Raw genomic sequence first — 25,670 nt, forward strand, 5'->3', positions numbered from 1 at the left:
GGGGAAGGCGCGATCTGATGGCTCTCATCGTCCAGAAGTACGGCGGCTCCTCGGTCCGGAACACCGAGCGGATCAAGCACGTCGCCGAACGCGTCGTGGCCGCGCACGCCGAGGGGCACGACGTCGTGGTGGTGGTGTCCGCCATGGGCGACACCACCGACCAACTGCTGCGCATGGCCTACGAGATGGGTCCGGTGCCCTCGCGCCGGGAGCTCGACATGCTGCTGACGTCGGGCGAGCGCATATCCAACGCCCTGACGGCGATGGCCGTCCACACGCTCGGGGTGCCCGCGTGCTCCTTCTCCGGGGCGCAGGCCGGGGTGATCACGAGCTCGGCGCACGGCCGCGCGCGGATCATCGGCATCGAGCCCTGGCGGGTGCGGGAGGCCCTGGACCACGGCACGATCGCGATGGTCGCCGGTTTCCAGGGGGTCAGCCGGGAGACGCGCGAGGTCACCACGCTGGGCCGCGGCGGCTCGGACACCACCGCGATCGCCCTGGCCGCGGCCCTCAAGGCGGACGTGTGCGAGATCTACACCGACGTGGCCGGCGTCTACACCGCGGACCCGCGCATCGTGCCGGACGCCCGGCAACTGCAGCACCTGACGTACGAGGCCATGCAGGCCATGGCCGCCGGCGGGGCGAAGGTGCTGGCCCCGAGCAGTGTCGCGTACGCCTCCCGGCACGGGGTGACGGTCCACGTCCGTTCCTCCGCCGACGGCGACGGCCCCGGCACGGTGGTGTCCGCGGGGGCGCCGGAGGAACTCCGCACGCCTCCGGCCCCGTTCACGGGCGTCGCGCACGACCTGTCCAGTGCGGAGGTCACCATGACGGCCGTCCCGGACCGGCCCGGGGTCACGGCCGACGTGTTCGGACTGCTGGCCGACGCCGGTGCCGAGAGCGACCTGGTCGTCCACCACGCCGTGCCGTCGCCGGACGGGCCGCGCAGCGACATCACCCTGGTGCTGCCCGCGAGCGACGCCCCCGCGGTGCTGGCCGCGCTGCGCCGGCACCGGGACGGGCTGGGCTACGAGGGCGTGACGTACCGGGACGACATCGGCCGGGTCTCGCTCGTCGGCTCCGGGATGCGGGAACGGACCGGCGCGCTCACGGCGTTCCGCGAGGCGCTGACCGGGGCGGGGGTGCCCGTCGGGCCGGTGTCCGCCTCGGACACCCGGATCTCGGCGGTGTGCCGCTCCCCCCGGCTCCCGGAGGGCATCCGTGCCCTGCACGAGGCGTTCGGGCTCGGCGCGGGCGTCACCGTGGCGCAGCCGGCCGGCGGGCGTCGAAGACGCCCCAGCTGAGCAGGCCCGCGCGGCAGGCGGCCGCCCAGCGGGGCAGGTTCTCCCGCAGGCGTGCGACGTATGCGGCGCTCACCGCGCCCAGCAGCTGCGGGTCCTGCGCCTCGACCTCGCCGGTGATGCGCTCGTAGTGGGTGAGCATATGGGCGGTGAGGTCCTCGAACTGCACGTCGGCCAGGCCCAGTCGGTGCAGCCGGCCGAGGTAGAAGCCGGGGGTGGCGAAGTCGGCGTTGGTCAGGCGCTCGGCGAGGGGGCGCAGTTCCTCCTCGGGGGCGTCCTCGGCCGCCATGGTGTCGGTGAAGAGCAGCCGGCCGCCGGGCCGGAGGACCCGTACCGCCTCCTCGAGGGTGCGGGCGCGGTCGCCGCTGTGGCAGAGGGCCTCCTGGGACCAGACGACGTCGAAGGTCCCGTCGGGGAAGGGGATGTCGTTGAAGCTTCCGGTGACCACGTCGACGAGGCCGTCGAGGCCGCGTGCGGCATTGAGTTCGCGGTGCCGGCGGTTCTGGACCTCGCTGATGTTGAGGGCCGTCACCCGGCAGCCGAACCCCTCCGCCAGGGCGCGGGCCGCGCCTCCGTAGCCGGAGCCCAGATCCAGCACCGTGCCGCCGGGGCGGAGCAGGTCCGCCGCCTTCCCGGCCAGGTGCCCGATGGTGCGGCGGGAGGCCGCGGCGACCGTGTCGTGCGGCTCGGCATAGATCCCGACATGGATGTCGTCGCCGCCCCACGCGTGGACGTAGAAGCCGTTGACGTCGTCGGAGTCGTAGTACGTACGCGCCACATCGGCGGCCTGCGCCGCTCTGCTCTCGGAGGTCATGCCTGATACCTCTTCCGATCCTTTCCCCCGCAAACCACTGGTCCATTTGTTCGTAGTTGATCATGCTTCGCCGGTCGGTGAGTGCATTGCCCGCTTCTTCGTAGTACGCAGCAGGGCATGGATACTTCCGATTCCGAGAACGTGCGGCGGCGCCCCCTGCTGACCGCTGCCGCGCTCGCCCCGGTCCTGGCCGGGGCGGGAGCGGCCGTGGCGCGCAGCGGCAGACCGGCGGTGAAGGACGGGGCGGCCGCCACGGGGCGGCTGCGGCCCGTGGCGACGACGGCCGAGGACTGGCGGGGCGTGTCCCGGGCGCTGGGCCGGAGGGGCATCATGGCGGGCGTCGAGTACCAGCTGGGCTTCCTGCGCGACGACCTGCGCGTGACCTCCCGGGGCGTGTCCGTGAACCCGGCCCTCGCCGTGGGCTCCCATGTGTCCTTCGTCCGCTACGACGACGGCAGCACCCTGATGATGGGCGATCTGGCCGTCGCCGAGGCCGAGTTGCAGCACGTGGTCGGCACCGTGCATGCGAGAGGCCTGCAGCAGACGGCGATTCACAAGCACCTGCTGGCCCATAGCCCCGAGGTCTGGTGGGTCCACGTCCACGGGCACCGCCGCGACGCCGAGGCGCTGGCGGGCGGGCTGCGCGCGGTGCTCGACCGGACCGCGACCCCGGCCCGGGCGCGGCCGGTCGCGCGGGTGAAGGGCCTGGACACCAAGAGGATCGCCGCCGCCCTGGGCGTCAAGGGGTTCGACGAGGAAGGGGTCCACAAGTGCCTCTTCTTCCGCCGCGAGACGGTGACGATGGGCTGCCTGGAGATGCCGCCCGGCCTGGGGGCCATGTCGGCCTTCCTCTTCCAGCCGCTCGGCGGCGGACGGGCGGCGGTCAACGGCGACTTCGCGATGACGGCCCACGAGGTCCAGGACGTGCTGGCGGCGCTGCACCGGGGCGGCATCAGCATCATCGAGCTGCACAACCACGGGCTGGACGACGAACCGCGGCTGTTCTTCGTGCACTTCTGGGCGGTGGGCGACGCCGTGCACATCGCCCGGACCCTGCGCCGCGCGGTGGACGCCACCGACGTCGCCCCGTTCGAGCCCGTGCACCCGGCCGGCTCCCGGTGAGCAGCCGTGCCCCGGCGCGCGCGGCGCGGCCCGCGGCCCGGCCGCCCTGCAGCCGCCTTCCGTTAGCTCTCACACAGAGTTAACCTGATGATATGGCCGCAGGTGGTCTTCCTGACGAGCTCGCCGGGGTGCTGGCAGGCATCCAGCGGCTGGCCCGGCGCAGGCTGTGGCGGGCCATGCCCCGGCCGCGGCTCCGCGGGGCCCAGGCCGAGCTGATGCGCGTGGTGGCGGCCCGGCCCGGCATCGGCGTCTCCGCCGCCGCCCGCGAGCTGTGTCTGGCGGCCAACTCGGTCAGCACCCTGGTCAACCAGCTGGTGGCGGCAGGGCTGTTGCACCGCGAGCCCGACCCGCAGGACCGGCGCGCCGCGCTGCTGCACCCGACCCCCGCCTGCCACGAGCAGCTGCGGGTGTGGGATGCGCAGCGCACGGCCCTGTTCCGGCAGCGGATGGAGAGCCTGCCGGCCGACGACCGCGAGGCGCTGGCGGCGGCGCTCCCGGCCCTGCGCAGGCTGGCCGAGTCGCTGCGCGAGACACCCGAGACAAGGGAGGTTCCGTGAGCCCGTCCCGGCACACCGGAGGGGACGAGCCCGTCGCGGCCGTCCGCTGCACCGGCCTGCACTACGCGTTCGGCAGCACCAAGGCCGTCGACGGCGTGGACCTGGAGGTGGAGCCGGGCGAGGTCTTCGGCCTCCTCGGCCCCAACGGCGCGGGCAAGACGACCACGATCCGCGCGATCACCACACTGCTGCCCGTGCCGCCGGGCGTGGTCGGCGTCTTCGGCCACGACGCGGCCCGGCAGCGCATGGCGGTGCGGCGCCTGCTCGGCTACGTGCCGCAGCAGCTCTCCGCCGACGGGAGCCTGACCGGGGAGGAGAACGTCGCCCTCTTCGCCCGGGTCTTCGACGTGCCCCGCCGCGAGCGCGCCGCCCGGGTGGCGCAGGCACTCGACGCGGTCGGCCTCGCCTCCGCCGCGCACCGGATGGCCGCGACGTACTCGGGCGGCATGGTGCGCCGCCTGGAACTGGCGCAGGCCCTGGTCAGCGCGCCCCGCCTGCTGATCCTGGACGAACCGACCATCGGCCTCGACCCGATCGCCCGGGACAGCGTCTGGGACCGCATCACCGAGATCCGTACCGGGACGGGCATGACGGTCCTGGTGACCACCCACTCCATGGAGGAGGCCGACCAGCGCTGCGACCGGCTGGCGCTGATGCACCGGGGCAGGATCCGCGCCCTGGGCACGCCCGCCGAGCTCAAGGCGGGACTGACGGCCCACCGCCGGGAGGCCGGCGAGGCGGAACCGCCCCCGCCGTCCCTGGAGGACGTGTTCCGGCACTTCTCCGGAAGCGGGCTGGACGAGCCCGGCCCGGACGAACGAGGGGAGTTCAGCGATGTCCGCCGCACCCGCCGCACCGCCTCCCGCGTCGGCTGACCCCCTTCCGCCGGAGGAGCGCTACGCCCTGCTGCTGACCCCGCCGCAGGCCCGCAGCGGCTGGCGGGTGGTGCCGGCCCGGGTGGCCGCCATGTGCGCCGTCGAGCTGCAGAAGCTGCGGCACGACCGCACCGAGCTCTACACGCGCGCCGTGCAGCCGGCCCTGTGGCTGCTGATCTTCGGCGAGACCTTCACCCGCATCCACGCCATCCCCACCGGCCATGTGCCGTACCTGGACTATCTCGCGCCGGGCATCATCGCCCAGTCCGCGATGTTCATCGCCATCTTCTACGGCATCATGATCATCTGGGAGCGGGACTCGGGCGTGCTGACCAAGCTGCTCGTCACCCCGACACCCCGGGCGGCGCTGGTGACCGGGAAGGCGTTCGCCGCGGGCGTCAAGGCCGTCATCCAGGCCGTGGTCGTGATCGCCATCGCGGCGGCCCTGGGCGTCGCCCTGACCTGGAACCCGCTGCGACTGCTGGGCGTCCTGGCCGTGGTGCTGCTCGGCTCGGCCTTCTTCTCCTGCCTGTCGATGACGATCGCGGGCATCGTGCTCACCCGTGACCGTCTCATGGGCATCGGCCAGGCCATCACGATGCCACTGTTCTTCGGCTCCAACGCGCTGTACCCGGTGTCCGCGATGCCGGGCTGGCTGCAGGCCGTCAGCACGGCGAACCCGCTGAGCTATCAAGTGGACGCGCTGCGCGGGCTGTTGATCGGCACGCCCGCCCATCTGGGCACCGACCTCGCCGTGCTCGTCGCCGCCGCGGTGCTGGGCATCGCCTCCGCGGCCTCGCTGCTGGGCCGGCTGGCCCGCTGAGCCGATGCGCCGCCCCGCACGCCCCCGCCCGCCCCATACGTACTTCCCCGGACACGGCAACTTCGGTCATGGCGTGCGCCGTTACCGCATCCGCCTGGACTGGAAGCCGGGTTCCGGCCGCATTCTCGCGGCGGCGACGCTGACCGTCGTGCCGGTGGAACCCCTTGAGGTGATCGAGCTCGACCTGGCCCGGCTGCACGTCTCCCGCGTCGACCTCGCGGGGGCACCGGCCCGCTTCCGGCACCGCCGCCGGAAGCTGCTCGTCGCCGCGCCGCGGCCGCTGCCCGCCGGGGAGCCCGTCGAGGTGACGGTGCACTACCGCGGCGTCCCGCGGCCGGTCGGGATCCCCGAACTCGACGACGAGGCGGGCTGGTTCACCACCCGCGAGGGCATCCGCGTCTCCGGTGAACCGGTGGGCGCGCCGTCGTGGTTCCCCTGCAACGACCGGCCGGACGACAAGGCGGCGTACCGGTTCGAGGCGACGGTCCCGGACGGCTGGCAGGTGTGCGCCAACGGCACGCTGACACAGCGGAGTCCGGCCGGGCGGGGGCGCACGACGTGGGTGTACGAGCACGCGGGACCGATGGCGCCGTATCTGGCGACGCTGGCCATCGGCCGGTTCGTCTTCCACGAGCAGTCCGGCGGCCCGCCGGGCGTGCTGCTGCGCAACGCCTTCCCCGAGCGGCTGGCCGAGCGCGCGGCCCACGACTTCGGCCGCCAGCCGCAGATGCTGACCGCGTTCACGGAACTGTTCGGCCCGTACCCCTTCGAGGCGTACGGGGCCGTGGTGGTCGACGACGACGTCGGCGATCCGCAGGAGGCGCAGACGTTCGCGGTGTTCGGCACCGACCGTGTCGACGGCCGCCGCGGGTACGAGGACGAGGTGGCGCACGAGCTGGCCCACCAGTGGTTCGGCAACAGCGCCGGGATCTCCGGCTGGCAGGACCTGTGGATCAAGGAGGGGCTCGCCACCTACGCCGAGTGGCTGTGGTGGGAGGCGTGCGGCGAGGCCGGTGCCCGCACGCTCGCGGCCGAGCATCTGGCGGAGCTGCGCGCCGCGGACCCGGACACGGTGCTCGCGGACCCCGGCCCGGCCGCCCTGTTCGAGGACTGGGTGTACAGCCGGAGCGCCCTGACCATGTACGCGCTGCGGCTGACCGCGGGGGACGAGAAATTTTTCCGGCTGATCCGCGAGTGGCTCGCCCGGTATCGCGGCGGCAATGGCGGCACCAGGGGTTTCATCGCCCTCGCCGAGCAGGTGACGGACATGTCCCTCGACGGATTCTTCCAGGAGTGGATCTACCGTCGGGCGCTGCCCGGAATTCCCGGGCCGGGGCCCGGCGCAGGCCGCCCGGAATAATCACCAAGCAGTTTTTGGTGCGGTGTTTACAGCACTGCAAAACAACAAGATGAATATTTTACTTGCGCGACTCCGCAACCAACGGGAACCGGCCGTGCCGCCTGCCGCGGCCGAGCCGGATTGCGTCTTGACACGGGGAGGGATCTCGGCATCGACCGATCCCCTGTCCGGACCAAGCACCACAGAGACTCGCCCGAGCCCCACCCGCCACGCGCGTGACATGCCCCGGTGGCGCGAATTGGGGCGCCCCACGTCGGCTAGAATCCCGCTGTTCCCCGGGGATACAGCCACCTAGTTTTCCTGACGCGCTGTTGACGGCGGCCGCCCGAAAAATCACCGCCGGCAGCAGCAGCCGAATCCTCCACCCCTGAAATCCGCCCGCCCCACGATTCCTCCCGAAGCTGTCGCGAAGGCGTGCGGAAAAACCTGCAAGTCCCATTCATCTGGGGGACATGTGCCCGAAACCAGAGTGAGCCCGGCGCCCACCGCACCGGCTCACGTCATGAATTCTCCCGATCCTGTACAAGGCGACGGAGCACGCCACGTACGGTTCCTTTTCGAATTCTTCGAGCGGACCTGCGACCGCACGCCGGGTTCCGTCGCCGTCGTCTGCGACGGAACCCGGCTGACGTACGCGCAGCTGGAGGCCCGCGCCAACCGGCTCGCGCAGCTGCTGCGGCAGCGCGGGGTACGCGAGGGCGGCACGGTGGGCATCCTCCTGGACCGCTCCGAGCAGACCTACGTCGCCCTGCTCGCCGTACTCAAGACCGGTGCCGCCTACGTGCCGCTCGACGCGGCGTTCCCCGCCGACCGGGTGGCGTTCATCGCCGCGGACGCCGGGGTGCAGTGCCTGCTCACCGTCCCGGCCCTGCGCGAACGCGCCGCCGGGGCGGCCTGCCCGGTGCTCGACGTCGGCCTCGCCGAGGCCGAGGCGGCGCACCTGCCCGCGGACCGCATCGCCCCGCCGGACGACCCCGCGGCGCTGTGCTACATCATCTACACCTCCGGAACCACCGGACACCCCAAGGGCGTTGCCGTCAGCCACGCCAACGTCGTCAACTTCCTGCGCGTGGCCACCCCGATCTACCAGGTGCACGGCGAGGACCGCGTCTACCAGGGGCTCTCGCTCGCCTTCGACTTCTCCGTCGAGGAGATCTGGCCGGCCTGGATCGCCGGGGCCACCCTCTACACCGGCCCGGGCGGCGAACGCCGCGTCGGCCAGGGCCTCGCCGACTTCCTCGCCGAGCACGCCATCACGGTGCTGTGCTGCGTGCCGACCCTGCTGACCACCATCGAGGGCGAACTCCCCGCACTGCGCAGCCTGTTGGTGAGCGGCGAGGCCTGCCCGCGCGACCTGGTGCACCGCTGGTCGCGCAGCGGGCGGCGGATCCTCAACGCCTACGGGCCGACCGAGTCCACCGTGACAGCGACCTGCGGCGAACTGCACCCGCACCAGCCCGTCACCATCGGCCGCCCGCTGCCCAGTTACCGGGTCTATGTGCTCGACGAGCACCTGCGGCCGGTGCCCGACGGCGCCGAGGGCGAACTCTGCGTCGGCGGGCCGGGCGTGGCCGTCGGCTACGTCAACCGGCCCGAGCTGACCGCCGAACGCTTCATCGCCAACCCCGTCGAGGCCGACCGCGCCGACGTGCCCCGCCTCTACCGCACCGGCGACCTCGGCAGGTTCACGCCCACCGGGGAGATCGAGTACCTCGGCCGCGTCGACACCCAGGTCAAGATCCGCGGCTACCGCATCGAATGCGCCGAGATCGAGGAGATCCTGCGCGAGGACCCGGCCGTCGAGAGCGCCGTCGTCGTCCCGCACGGGCCCGACGGGAACGCACAGGCCCTCGTCGGCTACCTGACCCTGCACGACCGGGCCCGGCAGGACGAGGACGAGCTGCGCGAGCGCCTGCACACCGCCCTGCGCCGCAGGCTGCCCGACTACATGATCCCCGCCTTCGTGGAGGTCCTCGACGCCCTGCCGCTGCTCGCCGCCGACAAGGTGGACCGCTCGCGGCTCCCCGCGCCCGCCTCGGCCCCGTTCGGCCGCCGCCGCACCCGCCGCGCCGCGCCGGAGACCGCTGCGGAGCGGCAACTGGCCGCCGTCTGGCAGGAGGTGCTCGGCATCGCCGGGCTCTCCGCCGACGACGACTTCTTCTGCGACCTGGGCGGCCACTCCATGTCCGCGGCCCGCCTCGTCTCCCGGCTGCGCGGCGAACCGGGCCTGGAGGGCGTGGCGATGGGCGATCTCTACGCCCACCCCACCGTCCGCGGGCTCGCCGCCTTCCTCCGGGACCGCGCCGGGGCCGCCGCCGCTCCGCCGCAGCGCCCGGCCGTCCCCGCCCCGGCCCCGCGGCGGCACTCCACGGCCCGGGTACGGGCCTGCGGCCTCGCCCAACTCGGGGCGCTGTACGCCTGGTTGTTCGTCCTCGGCCTGCCGTTCCTGGTGCTGTTCTACCGGCTGTGCGTCACGCTGGCCCTGCCCGTCGACGGCATCGACGGCGGCCCGCTCGGCTTCCTGGCGCACCTGGGCTGGGGCGCCTTCGTCCCCGTCGACTTCGCCTGGACGGTGGTGGACCTCGTCCTGCTGCCCGCCGTCGCCGGCCGGCTGCTCATGGCCGGGGTGCGGCCGGGGTGGTATCCGCTGTGGGGCGCGACGTACCTGCGGTTCTGGCTGCAGGGCAAGGTGCTGGCCCTCTCCCCCGCCGCCATACTGGCCGGATCCCCGCTGCTGCCGCCCTACTTGAGGCTGCTCGGCGCCCGGGTGGGCCGCGGCTGCCACATCGGCGCACCGCCGGCCGTGCCGTCGCTGGTGGAGCTCGGCGACGCGGCGAGCATCGGCTACGGGGCACGGGTCCAGCCGTTCGCCGTCGAGGGCGGCTGGCTGCGGCTGGCCCCCGTGCGCCTCGGCACGGGCAGTTATCTGGGCGTCAACAGCGTCGTCCTGCCCGGCGCGGACATCGGTGACGCCGCCGCGGTGGGCGACCAGTCGCTCGTGCCCGCCGACCACGTCGTCCCCGAGGGGGAGTTCTGGGCGGGCTCCCCGGCCGTGCGGCAGAGCGGCAAGCCCGCGCTGCTCGCCCGGCTGGAGGCCGACCCCGACCACGGCCGCTGGCCGCTGCCCGTGCTGGCCGGCTACGTCCTGGGCACCGCCCTGCTGATGGCCGCGCCCACGCTGGTGCTCACGCCAGGCGGGATACTGACCGCCTGGGCGGCGGCGGAGCACGGGCCCGCCGGGGCGCTGGCCGCCGCGGCGGCGGCCGGGCCGCTGGCCGCCGTCTCCACCTGCCTGCTCGTCCTCGCCGTCAAGCGCGGGCTGCTGCCCCGGACCCGTACCGGCATCCACCGCGAGCGCAGCGGCTCCGGCCCGGCGAAGTGGCTCGGCGACGGGATGATGACACTGAGCCTGACCGCCACCCACGCCCTGTACTCCACGCTCTACCTGGTGCCGTTCCTGCGGGCGCTGGGCGCCCGGACCGGGCGCTGGGCAGAGGTGGCCACCGTCAGCTTCGTCGACCCCGACCTGCTGGAGATCGGCGAGCGCAGCTTCGTCGCCGACATCGCCGTCGTCGGCCCGGCGGTCTTCCACCACGGGCGGTTCGCCGTGGCCCCCGCCACCGTGGGCCGGCGCAGCTTCGTCGGCAACGGGGCGCTGGTGCCGGGCTCTTCGCGGCTGGGCGACAACAGCCTGCTGGGCGTGCACTCCGTCGCCCCGCCCGGCGACATCGAGCCGGAGACGACCTGGCTCGGCTCGCCGGCCCTGTTCCTGCCGACCCGCGAGGAGAGCCGGAGCTTCCCGGCCAAGTACACCTTCGCCCCGACCCCGGGGCTCGTCGCGGCGCGCCTGGCCGTCGAGTTCTTCCGGGTCACGCTGCCCGCGACGCTCGGCGGACTGTCCATACTGGCCCTGCTCTACGCCATGGCGCTGACCGCCGAGACCGCTCCCCCGCTCGTCCTGCTCGCCCTGACCCCCGGGCTGCTCCTGGCGTCCTCGCTGACCGCCACCCTCGTGGTCGTCGTCCTCAAGTGGCTGGTGATCGGCCGCTACCGGGCGCGCACGGAGCCGCTGTGGGGCATCTGGGTGCGCCGCACCGAGCTGATCACCGGGCTGTTCGAGAACCTGGTCGTGCCCACCCTGGTGAACTTCCTCACCGGCACCCCGTGGATGGCCCCCGTCATGCGCCTGTTCGGGGCCCGCATCGGGCGACGGACCTGGCTGAACACCACGTTCATGACCGAGTTCGACCTGGTCGAGGTGGGCGACGACGCGGCGGTCGGCGAGGCGACGTCCCTGCAGACCCACCTGTTCGAGGACCGGGTGATGAAGATGTCCCGGGTCCGGGTCGGCGAGGGCGCCTCGGTGGGGTCGCGCTGCGTCGTGCTCTACGACGCGCATGTCGGCGCCGGCACCTGCCTGGACGCCCTCTCGCTGGTCATGAAGGGCGAGAACCTGCCCGCCCGCAGCAACTGGCGCGGCATCCCGGCCAGACCGTACTGAACCACCGCACCCCCGTCCCCTCGCTTCTCCCCCATCCCACGGAGCAGTCATGACAGTGCAGTTGACGGACCCCGCCACCTGGACCGGGCCGCGGATCCACGGCGACCTGCCCGGCCCCCGCTCGGCCGAGCTGCTGGCACGCCAGCAGCAGCGGGAGTCCAACGCCCGCACCTACCCGCGCCGGATCCCCATAGCCCTGGCGGAGGCCTCCGGTCCCTGGGTCAGGGACGTGGACGGCAACGTCTTCATCGACTTCCTCGCCGGCGCCGGCGTCCTCTCCCTCGGGCACAGCCACCCCGCCCTGGTGGCGACCGCGGCCCGGCAGCTCGGCAGCCTCGCCCACGGCCTGGACTTCCCCACCCCGGCCAAGGACGCCTTCGTCGAAGCCCAGTTGTCGATGCTGCCGCCGGCACTCCGCGACCGTATGAAGGTGCACATGTGCGGCCCGACGGGGGCCAACGCGGTCGACGCCGCCGTCAAGTTGTGCAAGACCGCCACCGGCCGCGGCGACATCGTCTCCTTCCAGGGCGCCTTCCACGGCAGCAGTCACGCCGCCATGGCGCTCACCGGGCTCGTCGCCCAGAAACAGCCGGTGTCCAACGGCATGCCCGGCACCCATTTCTTCCCGTACTCCTACTGCAGCCGCTGCCCGCTTGCCCTGTCGCCCGAGACCTGCGAGACCAACTGCGCGACGCTTCTCGAACGTTCGCTGCGCGACGGCAACGGCGGTGTGGCCGCCCCCGCGGCCGTGGTGATGGAACTCGTCCAGGGCGAGGGCGGCGTGATCCCGGCCCGTCCCGAATTCGTCACCCGGGTCCGGGAGATCACGCGCGAGCTCGGCATCCCGCTCGTCGTCGACGAGGTGCAGACCGGCTGCGGCCGGACCGGCACCTGGTTCGCCTTCGAGCAGTACGGCATCGAGCCCGACGTGATCGTCGCCTCCAAGGCGCTCAGCGGCATCGGCACCCCCGTCGCCATGATCCTCTACGACGAGCGGCTGGACACCTGGGCCCCCGGCGCCCACACCGGCACCTTCCGCGGCAACCAGCTCGCCTTCGCGGCCGGTGCCGAGGCCGTGCGCATCATCCACGACGAGGACGTCCTCGCCAATGTGCGGGCCCGCGGCGCCCAGTTCGCGGACCGGCTCGGCGCGCTGCGCAGCTGCCCGTGGGTGCGGGAGGTGCGCGGCCTCGGGCTGATGTGGGGCGTGGAACTGGCCGTGCCCGGCGACGGCCGGCCCGCGTCCGCCCTCGCGGCGGCCGTGCAGCAGCACGCGCTGCGCCACGGTCTGATCGTCGAACTCGGCGGCCGGGACGACTGCGTGGTGCGGATGCTGCCGCCGCTGAACGTCACCGAGGACGTCGTCGACACCGCCTGCACCATCCTGGTGTCCGCCGTCGAGGAGTGCACGGCCGCCGGCCGGTAACGCCCCCTGTCGACCCACCCCACCGAAGGAGACAGGTACCCGTGGCGCTCATCGTTCAGAAGTACGGTGGCTCGTCGGTCGCGGACGCCGGGCGGCTCAGGCTCGTCGCCGAACGCGTCGCCAAGTCCCGCACCGGCGGGACCGAGGTGGTCGTGGTGGTGTCCGCCATGGGCGACTCCACCGACGACCTGCTCGACCTGGCCGCCCAGGTGACCCCGCTGCCGCCCGCCAGGGAGACCGACATGCTGCTCAGCGCGGGCGAGCGGATCTCCAGCGCCCTGCTCGCCATGGCCCTGGACGCGCTGGGCGTCCCGGCCTGTTCGCTGACCGGTGCACAGGCCGGCATCGCCACCACGGCGGACCACGGCCGGGCACAGATCACCGGCGTCGCGCCGGAGCGCGTGCGGCAGGCGCTGGACGCCGGGCTGGTCCCGGTGGTGGCCGGCTTCCAGGGCCGGGCCCACGGCGGGACGGAGATCACCACGCTGGGGCGGGGCGGCTCCGACACCACCGCCGTGGCCCTCGCGGCCGCTCTCGAAGCGGAGTTGTGCGAGATCTGCACCGACGTCGACGGCGTCTACACGGCCGACCCGCGGATCGTCCCCGACGCCCGCCGGCTGGACCGCATCGGCTACGAACCGATGCGCCGGCTGGCGGCGGGCGGCGCCCAGGTCCTCGCGGCCGGTTCGGTCGCCTACGCCCAGCGCCACCGCGTGCCGGTGCGGGTGCGTGCCGCGCACGGACCCGGGCAGGGCACCCTGCTCTGCGAGGACTCCGGGGCGCCGGACGGCTCCGTCACCGGGGTGACCCACCACAAGGCCGCCCGGATCACCGTCGCGGCCCCGCCCGGGCGGGGCGGTGCGGCCGGCCGCATCCTGCACGCGGCCGCCGCGGCCGAGGGCGGCTTCGACATCGAGGTGCGGCAACAGGACGCCGGGCCCGGGGAGTTGTCGTTCGTGCTGCACGCGGACCACATCCCCGCCGTCCTCGCCGCCATCGAGGACGCCGGTGCCGGCGCCCCGGATCCGGTCCGGGTGCACTGCGACGACCGCATCGGCAGCGTCTCCGTGATCGGCGCCGCCCCCTCGGCGGGACCGGGCTCGGTGGCCCGCTGCTGCAGCGTGCTCGCCGACGCCGGCGTGGGCATCGAGGCGGTGACGTACCTGCGGCCGGGGGTGCGGGTGCTGTGCCAGGACGACCATCTCTGCGATGCGGTACGGGTGTTGCACTCGGCGTTCGGGCTCAGCGCCCCGGCACCTGCGGGGGCGTGACACTCCCCCAGCTACCGCTGGGAGGTGCCCCCGGGCACGGCGCGGTCCGGGGTCCGGGGCGGGGCCCCGGCCCCGGGCGAGGGCGGGGTGGGACAGAAGTAGCCCCCCACGGCAGCCGCCGCGACCACCGCCCCCGCCATGCCGAAGGCCCCCCGCACCGACACGTCGGCCACCATCGGCACCAGCAGCGTCGAGGCCACCGCCCCCGACCGCGCGGCCGTGTGCTCGACGGCCATCAGCCGCAGCCGCTCGGCCGCGGGGAAGCGGGCCAGCCGGGTCCGGAGCGTCACCGTGCCCAGCGGGGCGGCCAGGCCCATCACCAGGGACAGGGCCTCCAGTGCCGAGACCCGGCCCACGAATCCCATGCACACGGTCGCCAGCCCTTCGATCACCCACGCGCAGCAGCACACGGCCTGCCAGCCGCCGGACCGCCGGTTGCCCGCCACGGGGTTGCCGATCAGCGCCCCGACGCCGAGCGCGGCGGTCACCAGGCCATAGGCCCCGGCGCCGGCGCCGAACCGGGTGGCGAGCAGGGCCGGCATCGCCACGGTCGTCGCGGCGGAGCAGAACGGCACGAGGCCGTGCACCGCGATCGCCACGCCGATCCGGGGGTGGTCGCGCAGCAGCGGCCAGGCCCGCACGGGCGGACACGGCCGCTGCTGCGGGAGGCGGTGCTGCGGCAGGGTGGCATGGCGGCGGGCGAGCCAGCCGAGGGCCGCGGACGACACCGCGAAGGCCGCGCCGTCGAACGCGAAGAGCTGCAGCTTGGAGACCATCAGGAGCAGCAGGCCGGCGCCGGCCCGGCCGCTGATCCGGGCGATGCGGCTGGTCAGGTCGAACAGCCCGGTCACCGGCTGCACCCGCTCCGGTCCGGCGAGCCCGGGCAGCAGCGCCTCCAGGTTCGGGTCGAAGAGGGCGCCGAGGATGCCGAGTACGAACACGCCGACGAGCAGCACGGCGACGCCCCGGCCGTCCGGCGTCCAGGCGAAGGGCAGGGCGAGGACCAGGGCGGCCCGCGCGGCGTCCACCCGGGACAGGGCGCGGTAGGACGCACAGCGGGAGACCAGCCGACGGCCCGCCGTGCCGAGCAGGACGTAGGGCAGCGACTCCAGGGTCGCGACGAGCCCCATGAGCGAGGCCGAACCGGTGCTCGCGTAGACGCTCCATATGACCGCGACCGCGTAGAGGTGGTCGCCGAGCACGGAGAGGCTCCGGGCCAGCCACAGCACCAGCACGGGTCGCATCCGCAGCAGCCGCACATAGTCCATGCGCCCTCCTGACCCAACGGCGCCACGGTAGAGGGCAGATGGCCGACAAAGCCCGACTATTCCCGAAAGAACACCCGATCGTGGCGAGCGGGGCAAAACGCCTCAACCGGCGATCCATGGCCCACGTTTCAGCCCTCCCCGAAGTGCTTGGCCGCACTCTGCCGGCCCGGACACGCTGGTGCACCGACACCGGCCGCCCCATCGAGGAGGACCCTCATGAAGACCTCCATGAAGACGAAGCTCCGCCGCACCGCCGCCGCCCTGACCGCGGCACTCGCCCTGTGCGCCCTGGGCACCACCACCGCCACCGCATCGGGACCCGCCCGGGCGCACGCCGCCGCCCCGGCCAGGATCATGGAATCCCCGAAGCCCGACTGCGCCGACAACGGCAACGTCAACCCCTGCTACGAGTACCAGACCTGGTTCTGGACCTTCGACAACTGCAATCAGTACGCCTACAGCCACCCCTACGACCGCAACCGCTACGACCGGCACGTGTGCGCGGTGTTCAGCGGCGGCGCGAACGTCGGCCTGTGGTTCCACAAGGTCCGCGGCTGAGCCCGCCCGCGCGCGGCATGGCCGGAAGGCACCACGGGGGCCTTCCGGCCGTGCGTCACCCGTTCGCCTGCGCGCGGCCGGCCAGGAGGTCAGCGCACCCAGTCATAGGCGTCGTCCTCGTACCACCCGGAATCCTGCTCGTTCTCGTCGAGCAGGTCGTTGATCTCATCGGCGCTGAGCTCATCGGGGTCCATGCTGTGCATGATGCCTCCATCGCGGGCGTTCTTCACCCGGGGATCAGCCGTCGGAGTCGGCACTCCCGCCCCATCCCTGTTTTCCCCCCATTCCGCCATGCTGAGCGGAGTGTTCGCGCACGCGACACGCTGCGCGGCCACACTGCGGCGACAGTCCGTGACATGACATTGCGCCATGACACCGAGAGGGCAGGGGAGAAAAGTGGTGAGGATCAGACGTATGCGCTGGTCGGCACTGGTTGCGAGCCTGGTCGTGCTGACGTCCGTACCGCCCGCGGCAGGCCTGGTGGGCCCGGCCGCCGCCCAAACACCCGTCCAGCACCTCCCGTTGGGCGACCGCAACCTGCCGGAGACGCGCACGGTCACCCGGGTCGCCCCGGGGGTCACCTGGACGAGGATCAAGCGCGGGAGCACCGAGGACCCGCGGGAGCACTGGACCGTCGAAGTCGCCCTGCTCCGCGAGGAGCAGGCGGCCCGCGAGCTGGCCGGGCGGCTCACCGCCAAGGGCTTCGCCCCCCTGGTCACCCGCGTCGACGACCGCCCCCAGGACCTGCCGTCCCGGCAGCCGTGGGGCTGGCGGGTCCGCGTCGGCAGTCTCGCCGACGCGGACGCGGCCGCCCGGCTGGTCAAGGACCTGCGGGCGGCGGGTTTCAAGCCCGCCCGCACCTACTTCACCGGCGAGGACGACCGCGCGCACTCCGGCCCCTGGGTCGTCGACGTCCTGCGGGTCGCGGCAGACCAGCGCAAGCGGGTCCAGGCGCGGCAGTCCCTGGACCACGTGCCCGGCGGCGAGACCCTCGCCGACATGGTGCACCGGACCCACGCCGTCGCGGGCATCAACGGAAGCTACGGCTCCGACGAGGAGGACGGCACCTTCGGCGACGTCGCCGGCCTGTCCGTGCTGCACGGCGAACTGATCAGCGAGGCCGTCCGCGGGCGCAGCGCTCTCGTCCTGCCCTCCGACCGGAACCGGAAGCCGTCGGTCCAGCAGCTCGACACGACGATGCGGCTGCGGGCCGGCGACGGGGCGCAGCGCACCCTCGACGGGCTCAACCGCGCCCCGGGCGTGATCCGCTCCTGCGGCGGCCCTGCCGCCGAGGTGCCCACCGCCCGCCCCCGGCACGACTGGCTGTGCACCGACACCGACGACATCATCCAGTACACCGGCTTCTTCGACGGGCCGATCCACAAGGGCGACGGCACCGCCGTGGTGCTCGGCCGCGACGGCAAGGTGCTCGAGGTCCGCAACCGCCGGGAGGGGACGGTCCCGCGCGGCGACACCGTGCTCGCCGGCATCGGCAGCGGCGCCCAGTGGCTGCGCGATCACGCCCGCCAGGGCAGCAAACTGACCGTCACCACGGACATCGTCAACCAGGACCACAAGTCGCTGCCCGCCACCGCCGGCCGCGGCGCGGACGTCGTCTCCGGCGGCCCGACGCTGCTGCGCAACGGCCGCATCGTCGTGCCCGCGGACGCCGAGGGCTTCAACTACCCCGAGGATCCGTCCTTCTTCGACTACTTCGCCACCCACCGGCACCCCCGCACCCTCGCCGGAATCACGGCCGACGGCTCACTGCTCTTCGTCACCGTCGACGGCCGCCGGCCCGGCTGGAGCGAAGGGGTCTCGTTCAACGAGAGCGCGGCCGTCCTCAAGTCCCTGGGCGCCGTGGACGCCGTCAACCTCGACGGCGGCGGGTCCACCGCCATGGTGGTCGACGGCAGGCTCGTCAACCGGCCGTCGGACAGCACCGGTCCCCGGCAGGTGGCGAACGCCCTGATCATCCGCTGACCGGGGGCCGGATCCGGCCACTGACGGCCGAACCTGCGCACATCCCTCTCCACACCCCCTAGCGTGATCCCGCCGCACCCGCCGGTGCGGCACGACGGAACAACAGGCGAGGGGAAACGGGTATGAAGCGTCGGTTCGGCATCCTGGTGACGGTCTGCGTCCTGGCTTCGGGGGCGGCGGCGGGCACGGGCACCGCCCAGGCGGCGCCCGCATCCGCCGCCCCGCAGGCGGAGATCTTCGCCACCAGCAACACGGCCGTCATCACCGACCCCGCCGACCCGCGGCTGAAGACGCGGCTGGGCCGTTTCGACCGGGAGGTGCGCGGTGTCCTCCACGCCCAGGGCGCCCGCGCCGGCGCCTCCCGGCTGCTGGACGGCGTGTTCTGGTCGTCGGACCTGAAGAAGGCGACGTACGAGCGCTCGCGCGAATTCGACGTCAACCACGTCTCCGCCGCCGGGCTGCACCACATCGCCGGGGTGCTGGCCAAGCAGTACCGCCAGGAGTCGGTGCTGACGTTCCGGTACCTGCCGCGCACGGCGGCCGGCACGAACGCGGTCGACATCGAGGTGCCGGGCGTCGACTCCCGGCGCCTGCACGACGCCCTGGTGGCGGACCCGGCCGTCCGCGACGAACTCGGCGGCGGCTCCGTCACCCTCGGCGGGCGGCTGATCCTCGTCGCCCCGCTCAAGGACCTCGCCCTCGCCCGGGCGTTCGTCACCAAGCTCGGCGCCGACTGGGCGAAGGCGCGGGTGCGCTACGGGGCGGAGGAGTTCGTCAGCGCGCCGTAGCGTCCGCCTCCGGCGTCAGCGGGGGCTCCGGCGGCGTCCACGGCGTGGGGCCGAAGAGGACGGCGCGGGCGACGGACGGGGCGAACAGGGAGGTCGCCGGGGCGTTCAGGGACAGCACGCGGCGGAAGGCCGCTCCCACGGCCGGGTTGCCGGTGGCCCGCTGCTCCACGCGGTGGAGGTACCAGTCGACCGGGCGGTCCACGAGGCGCGGCGCCACGGCGTTGCCCGTGGCGCCGGGGACGTTCTTGTCGGCTCCGGCGGAGATGTCCCAGGCCGGCCGGGCCGCGGCGAACAGGGCCCGCTGCACCCGGTGCGTCGTCGGCACCCGGCGCGGGTCCGACAGCGCCTCCCGCAGGGCGACGGCGCTCAGCGCGGCCACCGACATGCCCTGCCCGTACACGGGGTTGAAGGCGCACAGCGCCTCGCCCGTCGCCAGGAAACCCGCCGGGCGCCGGCCCGGCCGGTCGTAGCGGCGGCGCAGGTTGGCGGTCTTGCGGAAGCCGTGCACGGGCGAGACGGGCTCCGCCTTGAGCAGCCACTCGTACAGCACGGGGTGCGGCAGGCGGGAGGCGAACTCCAGGAACCCGGCCTCGTCCGTGGGCGGTTCGCTCCCTCGCATGCCGGAGAGGGTGACGAACCAGCGGTCGTCCTCCATCGGCAACAGGACGGCCCCGAGGGGCTGGGTGGCGTTGGCGACGACGTAGACGCCGCCGAAGGGCGAGTCACCGTTCCGGGACGCGCGGTAGACGGCACTGGCGTAGGCGAGGCCGCTGTCGAGGAGTTCCTCGTGGGGCGGTTCGGCGCCGAGCGCCGTAAGCCACTCGGGGGCACGGGAGGAGCGGCCGGAGGCGTCCACCACGAGATCGGCCTCCAGGACCCGGGGCTCCTGCCCGGCTGCCGCTGCTCCCCGGTCGCGCAGACGGACGCCGCGCACCCGGCGGGCGTCCCCGGCCAGGCCCGTCACCTCGGCGCCCTCGACGACCTCGATGCGTGGGCCGGCCAGAACGCGGCGCCGTACGGCCCAGTCGGTCAACGGCCGCGAGCCGGTCAGGATGTGTACAGTCGCCGCCGTGCGCCGGTACCAGCGGCCTGCCTGCCACTGGACGATGTCGTCGGGCATGCCCAGACGCGGTACACCGAGCTCGCGCAACTCGGCGTTGATGCCCGGCAACAGCCCCTCCAGGGCATTCTGGCCGCTCTCCAGCATGACGTGGACCTGCCGGTCCTGCGGCACACCCGGCCGCGACACCGGCTCCTCCGGGAAACGGTCACGCTCCACGATCGTGACCCGGTCCGCATGCTCGGCGAGCACATACGCGGCGAGGAGACCCGCCAGCCCGCCGCCGATGACCACCGCGTGCCGTCGCGGACTGCCGCCGCCCGTCCGGCTGCCGAGGGTCCGTACGTTCTGCTGCACGCCGGATTCCGCCACCGCGCCCACCCCATTCGGTCGTTCCGCTCGTCCTGCCCCCGGTCACCGTACCGGCCGCCGGCCGGGGCCGGGCTCCGGGGCCCGTCCGGGGCAAGCCGGGGCGGCGCGGGCCGCGGAATCGCGGGAGCCGGGGCCGCGGGCATGTAAGCAGGAACCGTGCACCCTCGACATGATCCGCCGGCCTTCCGTCGGCACCGGCCCCGTGTATCCGGTCTGGTCGCGGTACCGCTCGTGCTGATCGTGGGCGTCACCGTGGTCGACTTACTGACGTCCCCGAACATCCACCTCGGCCCGCTGCTGGTGGCGGCGCCCGCGCTCACGGCGGCCTTCGGCGGGCCGGTGCTCACCGGGGTCGTCGGTGCGCTGGCCGTCGGCGCCCAGGTGCTCATCGGGGTGTTCCACGGCGGCCTGTTCACCTCCAACCACGAGGCGCAGATCCTCGCGCTCATCGTGGTCTCGGCCTTCGTGGTGTTCTTCCGCTACGCGTACAACCGTCACGAGCAGGAGCTGGTCCAGGTCCGCGGCGTGGCCGAGGTGGCGCAGAAGGTGCTGCTGCGGCCGCTGCCGTCGCGGATCGGGCCGCTGCGGATCGCCTCGGTGTACGTGGCGGCCGAGGCGGAGGCGCGGATCGGGGGCGACCTCTACGCCACGGTGCGCACCCCGTACGGCAGCCGCGTGATGATCGGCGATGTGCGGGGCAAGGGGCTGACGGCGGTCGGCGACGCGGCGCTGCTGCTGGGCGCGTTCCGTGCCGCGGCGCACCGCAACCCCACGCTGCCGACCCTGGTGGCACACCTGGAGAACACGGTCTACTGGGACACGGTGGAGCCCACGGAGGACGCGGAGACGGCGGGCGAGAGCTTCATCACCGCCGCCGTGCTGGACATCCCCGACGAGGAGCCGCTGATCCGCCTCATCAACTGCGGCCACCCGCCGCCGCTGGTGGTGCGACAGGGGCGGGTGACGGAGCTGACGGTCAGTGATCCCGCCCTGCCGCTGGGCCTGGGCGGCGGCCTGCCGGCGTCGGCCTACGAGGCCGAGGCGTTCCCCTTCGGCGTCGGCGACCTCCTGGTGCTCTACACGGACGGGGTGATCGAGACCCGCGACGCCCGCGGCACCTTCTATCCCCTGGCCGAGCGCATCGCCGCCTGGGGCGGCACGCATCCGCAGCACCTCGTGCAGTACATTCACGGCGACCTGCTCGCCCACGCCGGCGGGGCGCTGGCCGACGATGTGGCGGTGGTGGCGGTCGAGCGCTGCGAGTGACGGCTGCAACAGACGGTTCCGCCCCGTTAATCGGATGGCGATCATCCGTTGATGATCGCCATGCATCGTCGATGTCATGACGATGACGATGTCCCCGCGCACTGCGGCCGGCACCCTGACCGACATGCTGTCCCGCAGCTCGGCGTCCCGGCCCGACGCGGTGTTCTGCACGTACCTGCCCGACGCCGTGGGCGGCCGGGCGGAGTCGCTCGGCCTCGCGGCGCTGGACCGCAGGGCCCGTCAGGTGGCGGCCCTGCTGCGGACCAGGGTGCAGCGGGGCGACCGGGTGCTGCTGGCGTTCCCCAACGGCCCGGAGTTCGCCGCGGCGTTCTTCGGCTGCCTGTACGCGGGAGCGGTGGCGGTGCCGGTGCCCGCGCCCCGGGGGCCGGTCCGCGCGTCGCTGTACGCGGCGGTCGAGGCGGACTGCCGGCCGGCGTTGGTGTGCACGGTGCCGGGGTGGCTGCCGCTGTTCGCCTCCCGGCCGGGGAGCCGCAGCGGGGCGGTGGTGGCCATCGGGCCGCCGACGGGCCGCTCGGCCGAACCGGTGCCGGCGGAGGCCTCCGATCTCGCCTATGTCCAGTACACCCCGCGCTCGTTCGGCCCGCCGCGGGCCGTGCCCGTCACGCACGGCGCGGCCCTGGCGGGGCTCTCGGCGTTCACCGCGGAAACCCGGCTGGGGGCGCGGGACCGCCTGGTCGGCTGGCTGCCCGCCCACGACGGCACCGGCCTGACGACCCAGGTGCTGCTGCCCCTCTTCACCGGCATGAGCACCTGGGCCCTGCCCTCGGGCACCGTGGCCCGCGACCCGCGCCGCTGGCTGGCGGCGATGTCGCAGCAGCGCGCCACCACGGGCGTGATACCGCCCGGCGCCCTCGATCTGCCGCACGGGACGGACTACGTGCAGCGGTGCGCGCTGCAGCTCGGCCGGTGGCGGCTGGTGCTGGCACCGGAGCAGGGGGTCGACGGGGAGCGGCTCGACGCCTTCATCGGGGCGTACGCGGTGGCGGGTTTCTGGCCCGACGCCGTGGTCCGGGTGCCTTCCCCGCGGCCCTCGCGGCCCGTGGCGCGCCGGTCCTGAACGGACGTCACCCGCGTGCCCGGACCCGGCCCAGGGGGGCCGGGGTCAGCGGCGTGTGCGCGCGGACGTACGCGATGAAGCTCTCGTGGTCGCGCTCGTGGCGGACGGGGGTGCGGAATCCGGCGAAGGCCGTGGTGCCGTCGAGTCCCAGCAGGGTGTAGGCGGGTGCGGCCAGCCGGTAGGAGCGGGACGGGTCCAGGGGGCGGCCGTCGAGGAGGACGTCGTGCGGGGCGATGCGGTCTCCGGCCGGTCCCGTGGCGTCGTAGGTGTACTGCACGTTGCGCGAGACGGCCAGCGGGGCGAACTGCAACTGCCCGTCGGCGTGGTACCACTGGTCCTCCAGGGCCCGGTGGATCTGTCGTCCGCCGACGGTGACGGTGAGGACCGGGTCCCCGTAGCCCACGGCGTTCCACGCCGCGGCGAAGACGACGGTGCCGGACGCCCCGTCGTGGACCAGGTCGCCGCCGAGGATGCAGGGGCCGGTGCGGGGGGCGGTGGCGACGATGCCGAGGTCCGCGGGGCGGACGGGATGGACGTTGCCGTCGTCGAACGGGCCGAGAGGACGGCTGCCGGCCCAACGGGCCCAGTCCGCGGCCAGGTTGCCGAGGGTGCTCTCCCCGGCCGGAGTGCGCTGCCGGGTGAACGAGCCGGTCTGCCGGCCGACCGGCGTGCGCGCCCGGGCGGCGGCCTGTCCGGCCCAGTACGCGGTGATCCGCTCCATGCCGGGGTCGGGGGCGATGTCACGGGTGTTGGGGTGGTTGACGGAGGTGGTCAGTTCCCTGACGACCCGTCCGGTGCCGGGGTCGAGCCGGAGGACGGTTTCGTTGACGACCTGTCCGTGGCAGCCCGCTTCGACGAACGGCCGGGGGACGCCGTCCGGGTCGGGGACGCTCATGGTGAAGCGGTGGTGCCAGTGGCCGGTGACGACGGCATCGATGGCGGGCGAGACCTGGCGTGCGAGCTCGTAGGCGGGGCCGGAGGGGTGCGTGCCGGTGGTGAAGTCGGGCCCGGCGTAGGCCCCGTCGTGCACGCTGAGCACCAGGGCGCGGACGCCGCGGGAGGCGAGTTCGGCGGCGCAGCGGTCGGCGGTGGCGAGCGGGTCCAGGGTGCCGAGGGCGGGCTGGTAGGAGCAGGGGAAGGAAGCGGTGCCGGGGACGGTGAGGTGGATGAAGCCGACCGGGATCCGGCGTCCGTCCCCGGCGTCCGCCCACTCGATGTTGTAGGGCGGCAGGACGGTCCGTCCGGTGGCGGACCACACCACGTTGGCGCTGTAGTAGCGGAAGTCCGCGCCGTGGAAGGGCCGTCCGGTGGAGTCGGGGAAGGCGTCGTCCCGGCCGGCCTCGGGGTAGGCCTCGCCGTGTTCCATGTGCCGGGTCAGGAAGGCCGGGGAGCGGTCGAACTCGTGGTTCCCGGCGGTGGAGAAGCGCAGGCCGAGCCGGTTGAGCACCTCGATCGTCGGCTCGTCGGCGAAGGCCGTCGCGTCGAACTCCCAGCCGGAGAAGAGGTCTCCGGTGGCGAAGAGGACCGAGTTGCGGTGCCCCCTGCGCAGCCGCTCCAGGTGGGCGGCCAGGTACGCGGCCCCGCCCACGGTGTACCGCGCTCCCCCGGCCCCGGTGACGACGGCGTCGGTGCCGGGGGCCGCCTGCAGATACCCGTGCAGATCGGTGATGTTGAGCAGCTGCATCTCGACGGTGCCGCGGTTCGCGGCCCGAACCCGGCCGGCGGCCGCGGCCGGCATCACGGCGGCGGCGCCGGCCGCCAAGAGGCTCCGGCGCCGCAGGGGTTCCCGCACCATGGCCCCAGCGTGCGGGGCGGGCGCGGCGGCCGGGCCCATTGGGCCGACGGACGGCATGTCCGCCGGCCATGGGCGCGGGTTCACATCGGGCTGCCCTGCAAGGGCGTTACTTCAGCGCGCTGCGCTTCTGCCACTGGTCCCAGGACTCCTGCCAGACCTCGAGGCCGTTGCCGACGTCGGTCTTCTCCGTGTTCGTCGTGTTCTTGACCTCGACGGTGGAGCCGATCGACAGGAAGTCGTAGACCTTCTTGGCGTCTTCGGTGGTCATGCCGAAGCAGCCGTGGCTGTTGTTCTCCACGCCGATGGACTTGTTCCAGGGCGCGGAGTGCAGGAAGGTGCCGGAAGCGGTCATGTGGGTCACCCACTTCGAGGGCAGCGACCACTGGTTGCCGTAGCCGATGGTGGAGGAGTCCATGACCTCGTCCGAGGCCTTGCTGCGGACGGTGTGGATGCCGCCGCGGGTGGGCGCCTCGGGGGAGCCGGCCGAGCCCATGACGCTGCCGACCTCCTTGCCGTCCTCGTACATGGTCAGCTGGTGGCTGGGCACGTCGATGACCGCCTTGCGGTCCTTGCCTATCGAGAAGCCGTAGTTGTAGTCGCGGGCGAACCAGCCGCCCTCGCCCGAGTCGATGCCGGCCAGCGAGCCCTTGACGGTCACCTTGGTCCCGGAGGGCCAGGGGGACTTGGGCCGCCAGTCGATGCGGTCCTTGCCCGAGTAGTCGGTGACCCAGCCCCAGGCGCCTTCCACCGGCACCGAGGTGTTGACCTTGAGGGCCTTCTCGATCTCGGCGCGCTTGTCCTTGTCGACCTTGTGGTCGAAGAGGATCGAGACGGGCATGCCGGTGCCCACGGTCTCCCCGTCGGCCGGGGTGTTGGTGAGCTTGTTGACCTTCGGGGCCTGCTGGGTGGTGAACTTCGAGGTCGTCGAGGTCTCCTTGCCCTTGGCCGACTTGGCCGTGGTGTGCACGGTGTAGGTGGCCTGCGGCCTGACCTTCCCCTGCGACGTCCACGAGGACCCGTCGTCCGCCAGCTGCCCGGCGATGTTCTGCCCCTTGTCGTCCTTGACGTCCACGGCGGTGAGTTTGCCGCCGTCGGCCTTGACGGAGATGGGCGAGCCGAGCGCGGCCTCCTTGCCGTCGGCGGCCGGGGTGACGGTGACCTTGGCCTCGGGCCCGGCATCCGCCTTGGCCCCGCCGGAACATGCGGTCAGCGCCAGGGAGCCCAGAAGGGCGGGTATCAGCAGGACGGGGCGACGGCCCGATCCGATGCGCACGTGTGCGACCTCCATTGCTGCAAGAAATCCGTGGCGGGCCCTGCCCTGTCACCGGAACAGACGGGTTGTGCTCCCCCCACCACCCGTACAGATGATCCACATGCGTCTGCGGTTCCTGAAGTGAAGAAATTTGTCCGGCTAGAACCGCTTGTGGCTGATTCAGTCTGCGCCGGGCGTCA

The 25,670-nt window shown here is 73.4% G+C and carries 19 protein-coding genes; 14 read left to right on the plus strand and 5 right to left on the minus strand.

The window, feature by feature from the left end; all coding sequences use genetic code 11:
* Nucleotides 1–17: 17 nt before the first annotated feature.
* A complete protein-coding gene (locus HG542_RS09035) occupies nucleotides 18–1,304 on the plus strand; it encodes an aspartate kinase (RefSeq protein WP_171079594.1) in 1,287 nt (428 codons plus the stop codon).
* Here the strand turns inward: HG542_RS09035 and HG542_RS09040 are convergent.
* The gene (locus HG542_RS09040) at nucleotides 1,258–2,115 is read right to left on the minus strand and encodes an SAM-dependent methyltransferase (protein WP_171079595.1); all 858 of its coding nucleotides are present in this window, start codon (nucleotides 2,113–2,115) and stop codon (nucleotides 1,258–1,260) included. The genes HG542_RS09035 and HG542_RS09040 overlap by 47 nt on opposite strands.
* A 117-nt stretch (nucleotides 2,116–2,232) precedes the next feature.
* On the opposite strand from HG542_RS09040, the gene HG542_RS09045 reads away from it, so the two are divergent.
* The 8 genes from HG542_RS09045 (at nucleotide 2,233) to HG542_RS09080 (ending at nucleotide 14,050) form a co-directional block, all read left to right on the plus strand.
* Nucleotides 2,233–3,237, plus strand: coding sequence for a DUF1259 domain-containing protein (locus HG542_RS09045; RefSeq protein WP_171079596.1), 1,005 nt, complete (start codon nucleotides 2,233–2,235; stop codon nucleotides 3,235–3,237).
* Nucleotides 3,238–3,329: 92 nt separating this feature from the next.
* Nucleotides 3,330–3,794 (plus strand): MarR family winged helix-turn-helix transcriptional regulator, encoded by a 465-nt coding sequence (locus HG542_RS09050; protein WP_171079597.1) that lies wholly within the window; start codon nucleotides 3,330–3,332, stop codon nucleotides 3,792–3,794.
* Nucleotides 3,791–4,669, plus strand: a complete 879-nt coding sequence (locus HG542_RS09055) for an ABC transporter ATP-binding protein (protein WP_171079598.1) — start codon at nucleotides 3,791–3,793, stop codon at nucleotides 4,667–4,669. Before HG542_RS09050 ends, HG542_RS09055 begins: the two co-directional genes overlap by 4 nt.
* A complete protein-coding gene (locus tag HG542_RS09060; protein WP_171079599.1) occupies nucleotides 4,629–5,492 on the plus strand; it encodes an ABC transporter permease in 864 nt (287 codons plus the stop codon). The genes HG542_RS09055 and HG542_RS09060 overlap by 41 nt, the downstream gene beginning before the upstream one ends.
* A gap of 73 nt (nucleotides 5,493–5,565) precedes the next feature.
* Nucleotides 5,566–6,852 (plus strand): M1 family metallopeptidase, encoded by a 1,287-nt coding sequence (locus tag HG542_RS09065; protein WP_171079600.1) that lies wholly within the window; start codon nucleotides 5,566–5,568, stop codon nucleotides 6,850–6,852.
* A 502-nt stretch (nucleotides 6,853–7,354) separates the two neighbouring features.
* Complete coding sequence (locus HG542_RS09070) at nucleotides 7,355–11,353, plus strand: Pls/PosA family non-ribosomal peptide synthetase (RefSeq protein ID WP_171079601.1); 3,999 nt, start codon at nucleotides 7,355–7,357, stop codon at nucleotides 11,351–11,353.
* 49 nt (nucleotides 11,354–11,402) lie between these two features.
* Nucleotides 11,403–12,779 carry an aspartate aminotransferase family protein gene (locus HG542_RS09075; RefSeq protein ID WP_171079602.1) on the plus strand — a complete coding sequence of 459 codons (1,377 nt, stop codon included), beginning with the start codon at nucleotides 11,403–11,405 and terminating at the stop codon, nucleotides 12,777–12,779.
* Nucleotides 12,780–12,820: 41 nt separating this feature from the next.
* The gene (locus HG542_RS09080; RefSeq protein ID WP_171079603.1) at nucleotides 12,821–14,050 is read left to right on the plus strand and encodes an aspartate kinase; all 1,230 of its coding nucleotides are present in this window, start codon (nucleotides 12,821–12,823) and stop codon (nucleotides 14,048–14,050) included.
* An 11-nt stretch (nucleotides 14,051–14,061) separates the two neighbouring features.
* Here HG542_RS09080 and HG542_RS09085 read toward each other — a convergent pair whose 3' ends face one another.
* Entirely contained in the window at nucleotides 14,062–15,318 is a 1,257-nt protein-coding gene (locus HG542_RS09085; protein WP_171079604.1) for an MFS transporter, read from the minus strand.
* A 216-nt stretch (nucleotides 15,319–15,534) separates the two neighbouring features.
* On the opposite strand from HG542_RS09085, the gene HG542_RS09090 reads away from it, so the two are divergent.
* From HG542_RS09090 to HG542_RS09100, 3 genes are all read left to right on the plus strand, one after another.
* Entirely contained in the window at nucleotides 15,535–15,876 is a 342-nt protein-coding gene (locus HG542_RS09090) for a hypothetical protein (RefSeq protein WP_171079605.1), read from the plus strand.
* A gap of 399 nt (nucleotides 15,877–16,275) precedes the next feature.
* The gene (locus HG542_RS09095) at nucleotides 16,276–17,859 is read left to right on the plus strand and encodes a phosphodiester glycosidase family protein (protein WP_171079606.1); all 1,584 of its coding nucleotides are present in this window, start codon (nucleotides 16,276–16,278) and stop codon (nucleotides 17,857–17,859) included.
* A 122-nt stretch (nucleotides 17,860–17,981) separates the two neighbouring features.
* Complete coding sequence (locus HG542_RS09100) at nucleotides 17,982–18,647, plus strand: hypothetical protein (protein WP_171079607.1); 666 nt, start codon at nucleotides 17,982–17,984, stop codon at nucleotides 18,645–18,647.
* Here the strand turns inward: HG542_RS09100 and HG542_RS09105 are convergent.
* Entirely contained in the window at nucleotides 18,634–20,064 is a 1,431-nt protein-coding gene (locus HG542_RS09105; RefSeq protein ID WP_229922573.1) for an NAD(P)/FAD-dependent oxidoreductase, read from the minus strand. The two genes, HG542_RS09100 and HG542_RS09105, sit on opposite strands and share 14 nt — an antisense overlap.
* A gap of 246 nt (nucleotides 20,065–20,310) precedes the next feature.
* Between HG542_RS09105 and HG542_RS09110 the strand changes: the two genes are divergently transcribed.
* Both HG542_RS09110 and HG542_RS09115 read left to right on the plus strand, forming a co-directional pair.
* A complete protein-coding gene (locus HG542_RS09110; protein WP_227725802.1) occupies nucleotides 20,311–21,345 on the plus strand; it encodes a PP2C family protein-serine/threonine phosphatase in 1,035 nt (344 codons plus the stop codon).
* Between the two features lie 76 nt (nucleotides 21,346–21,421).
* Nucleotides 21,422–22,423, plus strand: coding sequence for an AMP-binding protein (locus HG542_RS09115; RefSeq protein WP_171079608.1), 1,002 nt, complete (start codon nucleotides 21,422–21,424; stop codon nucleotides 22,421–22,423).
* A gap of 7 nt (nucleotides 22,424–22,430) precedes the next feature.
* Here the strand turns inward: HG542_RS09115 and HG542_RS09120 are convergent, their stop codons facing one another.
* Complete coding sequence (locus HG542_RS09120) at nucleotides 22,431–24,218, minus strand: bifunctional metallophosphatase/5'-nucleotidase (RefSeq protein WP_171079609.1); 1,788 nt, start codon at nucleotides 24,216–24,218, stop codon at nucleotides 22,431–22,433.
* A 106-nt stretch (nucleotides 24,219–24,324) separates the two neighbouring features.
* Nucleotides 24,325–25,506, minus strand: coding sequence for a L,D-transpeptidase (locus HG542_RS09125; RefSeq protein WP_255315841.1), 1,182 nt, complete (start codon nucleotides 25,504–25,506; stop codon nucleotides 24,325–24,327).
* Nucleotides 25,507–25,670: the final 164 nt, after the last annotated feature.

The organism is Streptomyces morookaense, assembly GCF_013030945.1.
Classification (GTDB): Bacteria; Actinomycetota; Actinomycetes; order Streptomycetales; family Streptomycetaceae; genus Streptomyces; species Streptomyces morookaensis.